This is a genomic window from Vibrio sp. V03_P4A6T147 (assembly GCF_002241085.1).
Taxonomy (GTDB): Bacteria; Pseudomonadota; Gammaproteobacteria; order Enterobacterales; family Vibrionaceae; genus Vibrio; species Vibrio anguillarum.
The window spans coordinates 4,252-11,120 of the sequence record NZ_NDIO01000111.1 but is presented as its reverse complement, the minus strand read 5'-3'; the positions used below and the strand labels follow the sequence as shown (position 1 = coordinate 11,120).

Genomic DNA, 6,869 nt, shown 5'->3' with positions numbered 1-6,869 from the left:
GGAATATACTGTCACTCTCCCCAACTCACTTGAAACTTCAAGTAATGTGCAAAGGAAAATCTTATGTCATCACATCAATTCATTAAATCTCGCGCGGCGATTGCGTGGGGGCCAAATCAACCACTAAAAGTCGAGGAGATTGACGTTATGTTGCCCCAAAAAGGCGAAGTGTTGGTGCGTATTATTGCGAGCGGCGTTTGTCATACCGATGCCTTTACGCTATCTGGTGAAGACCCTGAAGGGATTTTTCCGGTTATCCTCGGCCACGAAGGTGGCGGTATCGTTGAGAGGATTGGTGAAGGGGTAACCAGCGTCGAGGTAGGAGATCATGTCATTCCCTTGTACACCGCAGAGTGTGGTGAATGCAAATTCTGTAAATCAGGTAAAACTAACCTGTGCCAAGCAGTACGTGAAACGCAAGGAAAAGGATTAATGCCTGATGGCACTACACGTTTCTATAAAGACGGCCAACCCATTTTCCATTATATGGGTTGCTCCACCTTTTCTGAGTATACGGTGTTGCCAGAAATTTCCTTGGCTAAGGTCAATAAAGCGGCGCCATTAGAAGAGGTCTGCTTGCTCGGTTGTGGTGTCACAACGGGCATGGGCGCGGTGCTCAATACGGCCAAAGTTAAACAAGGTGATACTGTGGCCATCTTTGGCCTAGGCGGCATCGGGCTTTCCGCCATTATTGGTGCAAGAATGGCCGGTGCCAGCCGTATTATTGGCATTGATATCAATGAGAGTAAGTTTGAGCTTGCTACTCAGCTTGGTGCAACGGACTGCCTGAACCCGAAAACTCTGACTAAGCCAATCCAAGAAGTGATTATTGAGATGACTGATGGCGGTGTTGATTTTTCTTTTGAGTGCATCGGTAACGTCAATGTAATGCGCCAAGCGTTAGAATGCTGCCATAAAGGCTGGGGAGAATCAGTCATTATTGGTGTGGCTGGCGCGGGCCAAGAAATATCAACTCGCCCTTTCCAATTAGTGACGGGCAGAGTATGGCGTGGTAGTGCATTTGGCGGCGTAAAAGGCCGCTCGGAACTGCCACACATTGTCGAGCGCTATCTGGCGGGCGAATTTGGTTTGCAAGAGTTTATTACCCATACCATGGGTTTAGAGGATATAAACCAAGCCTTTGATTTAATGCATAAAGGCGAAAGTATTCGTTCTGTGATTCATTTTGACCAATAAGCCTTAATAGCCAGCCCTTTTTTCTTAAAGGGCTGGGTGGGGAAACTTGCTATGCACATTGAAAACATTAGCCAAGCCAAAGTATTTGAAGGCTGGCATAAACAGTACACGCATTCATCACAAGTACTAGGGTGCAGTATGCGTTTTGCTATTTATCTTCCACCTCAAGCGGCCTATCAATCGGTTCCGGTGTTGTATTGGTTATCCGGCTTAACATGCAGCGATGAAAACTTCATGCAAAAAGCTGGCGCATTTCAAAGCGCGGCTAAGCTCGGTATCGCGATTGTTGCCGCCGATACCAGCCCAAGAGGTGAAGGTGTTCCTGACGACCCGCAAGGAGCGTATGATTTTGGCCTTGGCGCAGGATTTTACCTCAACGCAACTCAAGCGCCTTGGGATAAGTACTACCAAATGTACAGCTACATTGTGCAAGAACTTCCAGCCTTAATAGAGCAACATTTTCCCGTAAACCAACAGCGAGCGATTGCAGGACACAGTATGGGTGGCCATGGTGCATTAACCATCGGATTGAAAAACCCTCAACGCTATCGCTCGATTTCAGCCTTTAGCCCGATAAGCAACCCAATACACTGCCCTTGGGGGCAAAAAGCATTTCGCCACTACCTTGGTAATAACCAGCAAGATTGGAAACAATACGATGCGGTTGAATTGCTCACCACTCACTCATCATCCTTACCCATTTTGGTTGACCAAGGAGAGGAAGACCCGTTTTTACACGAACAGCTTAAACCTGAACGCTTACTCGCCGCTGCACAAGCGAGTAATAGCCCACTCTCGTTAAGAATGCATAAAGGTTATGATCACAGTTATTTTTTCATTCAAAGTTTCATTGATGATCACTTAGCATTTCACGCACAGCATCTGCACAAATAAGATTGAAAAAGCCCGCGATACACTCGCGGGCTTTAAATTCAGACTCGATAAATAATGTTAACGCTACAAGCTGTATGTGTAAGGCGCTTGCACCCCTAGCGGAATACCAAAAGCCCAGTAAGCGAGCAGGAACAGCGTCCAACCAATCAGCATCGCAATGGAGAAAGGCATCATCATTGAAGCCAAGGTGCCAATGCCCGTCGATTTTACATAACGTTGGCAATACACCACGACTAATGGGAAGAAGACCATCAGTGGAGAGATAATGTTAGAAACCGAATCGCCCACGCGGTAAGCCGCTTGCGATAGCTCGGGAGAAATCCCTACCGCCATCAGCATAGGTACCAGAATTGGACCAATCAATGCCCATTTTGCCGAGGCCGAACCCACCAGCAAATTAACGCTAGCCGTAAGTAAAATCATCCCCACAATCGTTGCTTGGCCGGGTAAGTCCATCGCTTTTAGGCCTTCGGCGCCATACAATGCCAACATAGTACCAATATTAGACTGACCAAACGCTGATAAGAACTGAGCACAGAAGAACGACATCACTATGTATGCGCCCATCGTAGCCATGGTGCCAGACATCGCTTTTATCACGTCATTACTGTTTTTAAAGGTGCCAGCCACTCGGCCATACACAATTCCCGGAATAATAAACAAGATAAAAATCAAAGGAACGATCGACTTCATCACTGGCGCAGAAAAGGCCGTTAGCTCACCATCAGGCGAACGCAGTGCTGAGTTTTCTGGGATCAAAGCCGCTACGAGTAATGCAATACCTACCACCATTGCCCAGCCAGCAAAACGAAATGCTCTCGATTCCGTTGCGCTGAATGTTCCTAGATCTGGCGCTATTTCCGCATCTTCATCGACAGGCATATTCGCTAGACGAGGTTCAATAATTTTCTCAGTCACATACCAACCAATCGCGACGATGATCACCGAAGATAAACCCGTGAAGAAAATATTCGCCAGCGGATTCACTATGTATTGAGGATCCAAAATTTGTGCGGCGGTTTGTGTAAAACCAGCGAGCAAAGGATCAATACCAGAAGGGATAAAGTTCGCTGAAAAGCCACCAGAAACACCAGCAAATGCGGCTGCAATACCGGCCAGTGGATGACGCCCTGCCGCATGGAAAATAATCCCACCCAGAGGAATAACCAATACATAACCGGCATCAGCAGCCGTATGCGACACTATCGCCACCAAAATCAGCATCGGTGTTAGTAGTTTCGCTGGCGTGAAATTTAGCATTTTCTTAAGGCCTGTAGTGATAAACCCAGAAGAATCAGCCACTCCCACACCGAGCATGGCAACCAGCACGATACCTAGCGGCGCAAAACTGGTGAATGTGGTCACCATATTGGCTAGAAAACTCGCGAGCGCTTTACCTGTCAGTAGGTTATTCACCTGCAATGCTTCACCCGTTCGAGGGTTGGTCAAATCAAATGTCACATTCGATAACAGTGCCGATGAAACCCAAACAATAATCAATGCCCAGAAGAACAAAATCGCAGGGTCAGGAATTTTATTTCCTGCACGTTCAATAAAATTTAAAAAGCGATCCATACCGCTCGGCTTCGGAAATGGTGCTTGTTTTACGACTTGGTTACTCATTCGTAACTCCATATGTGATGTTGCTGCTGTAGGCCTATATCAATTTATTTAGCCGACCTATTAATCGTCGGTTATTCTATAAAAAAGCCTCAACCAAAGCACAAGCTTCTACAGTTTTTTACAAAAACGGGGACATATTTTGCAAAAATAGCATTCCACCACAACAATCCAAACACATTCTTATGCTCTTTTTTCCTACAAATCAGTAACCAATTTGCAAAATCAAATATTTCATTTTTGTATAAGCATCGAGACGCTAATCAAACTCACTGAACTGCGAAATCATGGTTTTCAGCTCAACCGACTGCTTATTTCCCTGACGATCATGCCAATAGGACTCAATATAAATGGTTTTCAGTGAGCCCGATAAAGAGACCGTTGGTACTGACCAACTGAGTGTATAAAAGGGATGTGAGTTATCTTGTCCGTTGACAATATCACTATCAAAATTCGCTGGCGTGAGAGTAGAAATCGCGGCAGAAGCGCCACGGCTACGAAACCATTCCAACTTTTGTTCGGCCAAATGTAGTGCTTCGATACTATGAACGGCAAAATCCGCCTTTTGCTCAACCAACACTTGTAATTTGACCAAACCCAGTGCCCCAACACCAATTAGAACAAACGATATCATCACTTCTATTAGGCTAAATCCTTGCTGTTTAGAGATCATTCCATGAACCTTTTTGCCATCTAGGTGGAACCGAAAAGGAAAAGCTGTTTTCAATATCACTGTTATATTGCAAACGTAGCGAGTTATAAAATAGTGCTATCTGACCTTGGGTATCAAAGGCCATTCCTCCGGTAAATTGAAAAGATCCCGACTGTAAGTAGGTAGCGTGCTTTGGCGTCAAGGTGGTAGCGCTGCCGTACAATGTTTTTATCGGTGCATCAAAATTAGCATTGAGATCCGCGATGAGTTCAGTATCAAATCCATTCCAATTTGCCGTATCAGCGGCAAATCCACTGTTAAAATGAAAGAGCACCCCTTGAATGCTGCCACTCCCTCGAATCCCTAACACGCCATTATGCACCAGCAAAAAAAGGTAAGTCCCAGGATGAGCATTTTGTATGGTTGACATTGTATCAATCGATGCTTGGTTCAGTTGACAACTGCCATCAATCCATACTTGATTCGGCTGACCAAGAACCAAAGCACCTTTAAATTTCGAAACACAATCAACATCACCACTGGTCATTGTGTAACTCAAGAACTTAAATTCAGTATCGTCGCGTGCTTTTTCCCATTCTCCCCGTTCGTAACCAAAGAGATCTTTAAATGGGTTTAGCGTTTCATCTCGGTAAATATCATTTTTGACATTGACTGCTTCATAAAGACCGCTACTATTTTTCCAAATACCGCTTTGTGAACTACTGTCCGTTTTATGCGTCGGCGCGCAATCGGCACTATTGTCAAAAACAGCGCTTGGTTTTTGAATAGCACTCCCAACACCATTATTTGTCACTCCCGCCGTAGCAATAACATATTTAGCAACAGCGATAGCCGCGCATTCATATTTCCCATCACTATTTTTGGGCCCGGGATCTGGTGGAGAAATAAGTGTAGAGCCGAACACTATTAAGTCTGAAGTAGAACGAATGGCTCCTGGACTTCTCCCACGTTGAAACAGAATGTTCTTTTTCAACGTCGTCATTTGATACTGGGACATAAGTGTACTGACGTTAGTAGGGTCTGCAGAGAGGTTCGTTAACTCTAAATCGACACACAAGGTATTGAGGTTATTGGGAATTGAACTATTTTTATTGTTCACAATATGGCTATAACCACACTCAAGCCCCCCTTCTGCTCGCCAATGCTGTTGCCTCGCTTGCACCTCATTTTGTGCTCGTTTGATCTGAAAAAAGAGCGAACGGTAGGAGCCTAATGCCACCACTAAAGCGAGCACCAACAAAAGCGTGGTGATCAATAACGTTACAGCGCCTTGCTGAGCTTGCTTCATTACTGCCAATTCCTTTGTTTTATTGCCACTCCAAATGATGTTGATACACGGCTATCCCCCACCAACTCTGCTGCCATAGAGATCGTCATGTAGGCTGAGCTCACACCATTCGCCGCTAATGATGCTCGCTGGGCTTGAAAATGAGTCACATTAATCTGGTTAGTATCAAAAATAGCAGAGCAACCAGCCGTCGCTTGGGAAACGGTTTTGGCCCCTGAAATCACAGACGTCGGCCTGTCACAGACACCTAACGCGCCAGAAGTCATGACAAACCCAACATTTCTGATCTGTTTCGTTGCCCCCGTATCATCAAGGTAGACATACGCAAGCGTTGATTGGTCGGCCGAAACAAAAACGATATCATCGCTATCCAATAACGTGAGTGAGTTACCATGACCGCCATCATAACCTGCACGTTGAATATCTTGTTTGAGGTATTGCAGCGCGCCCGTCACTTGTTGCAGTAGCAGTAGCTCCTTGCCTCTTTCGGTCGCTACCTTCTGCCCAGTGATGAATACAGAGCCGATAATGGCTATCGCAATCAAGCCAAGCATGGATGCCACCATGAACTCAATTAACGTTGCCCCCATCTGCTTGGTTTCAGCGATATGAGCTTTATAGGCATGCTTTTTTGCTCTCGGTATGTTAGCTGCACTGCTTAAAACCAAAATAGTCTCCTCCATTACCACATAGGCGCATTCGTCCTGAAGGTCTATAGGTCGTGAATTTGAGTGCACCTTGGTGTGTTGAAAAATCAAGGCTCCCATTTACAGCTCGGCCATTAATGGCTTCAAAATGGATCTGATTTGACGGGTAATTCACCCCCAATTCAATATTGCGATAAGGTAGCCCTGATAGCGATGAAATCACTTGCCCCCCGGGATAGGTTCCTGAATTAGTCAGCACGATTTGCCATTCACCTTGGCTATTAACCGAACCCGACATGACAATATGCGCCCATAGCGGCTGCTTTCTCATTACTGCTTCCGAACGGGCACTCATCATCAAGCCATTAATCTCACCCGCTAAACGTTGCATCTTTTGCGTATCACTGACTTGTTTGAAATTGGGAGCCGCTATCGTGAGTAAAATAGACAAAACGGAAACCGTGATAAGCAGCTCAAGTAAAGTAAACCCGCGAGCCATTTCCCAAATTCCTATGTAATTAAAATATGAAACAAAATTCACCTTGCGCGA

At 45.5% G+C, this 6,869-nt stretch carries 7 protein-coding genes; 2 read left to right on the top strand and 5 right to left on the bottom strand.

The features are described 5' to 3' along the window. Nucleotides 1–63: 63 nt before the first annotated feature. A complete protein-coding gene (locus tag B9J84_RS04405) occupies nt 64–1,197 on the top strand; it encodes an S-(hydroxymethyl)glutathione dehydrogenase/class III alcohol dehydrogenase (protein WP_094123621.1) in 1,134 nt (377 codons plus the stop codon). A gap of 51 nt (nt 1,198–1,248) precedes the next feature. After that, the gene (gene fghA / locus B9J84_RS04400) at nt 1,249–2,091 is read left to right on the top strand and encodes an S-formylglutathione hydrolase (protein WP_094123620.1); all 843 of its coding nucleotides are present in this window, start codon (nt 1,249–1,251) and stop codon (nt 2,089–2,091) included. Between the two features lie 63 nt (nt 2,092–2,154). Here fghA and B9J84_RS04395 read toward each other — a convergent pair whose 3' ends face one another. The 5 genes from B9J84_RS04395 to B9J84_RS04375 all read right to left on the bottom strand — a co-directional run bounded on the left by B9J84_RS04395 (nt 2,155) and on the right by B9J84_RS04375 (nt 6,818). Beyond that, on the bottom strand, nt 2,155–3,714 hold the full coding sequence (locus B9J84_RS04395; RefSeq protein WP_017045592.1) for an AbgT family transporter: 1,560 nt from the start codon (nt 3,712–3,714) through the stop codon (nt 2,155–2,157). Between the two features lie 256 nt (nt 3,715–3,970). Next, nucleotides 3,971–4,384 (bottom strand): prepilin-type N-terminal cleavage/methylation domain-containing protein, encoded by a 414-nt coding sequence (locus B9J84_RS04390; RefSeq protein ID WP_013857425.1) that lies wholly within the window; start codon nt 4,382–4,384, stop codon nt 3,971–3,973. After that, nucleotides 4,374–5,681 (bottom strand): hypothetical protein, encoded by a 1,308-nt coding sequence (locus tag B9J84_RS04385; protein WP_094123619.1) that lies wholly within the window; start codon nt 5,679–5,681, stop codon nt 4,374–4,376. The genes B9J84_RS04390 and B9J84_RS04385 overlap by 11 nt, the downstream gene beginning before the upstream one ends. Further along, nucleotides 5,672–6,340, bottom strand: a complete 669-nt coding sequence (locus B9J84_RS04380; RefSeq protein ID WP_094123618.1) for a PilW family protein — start codon at nt 6,338–6,340, stop codon at nt 5,672–5,674. The genes B9J84_RS04385 and B9J84_RS04380 overlap by 10 nt, the downstream gene beginning before the upstream one ends. Further along, nucleotides 6,318–6,818: a GspH/FimT family pseudopilin gene (locus tag B9J84_RS04375; protein ID WP_013857428.1), complete on the bottom strand. Its 501-nt coding sequence runs from the start codon at nt 6,816–6,818 to the stop codon at nt 6,318–6,320. Before B9J84_RS04375 ends, B9J84_RS04380 begins: the two co-directional genes overlap by 23 nt. Between the last annotated feature and the right edge of the window lie 51 nt (nt 6,819–6,869).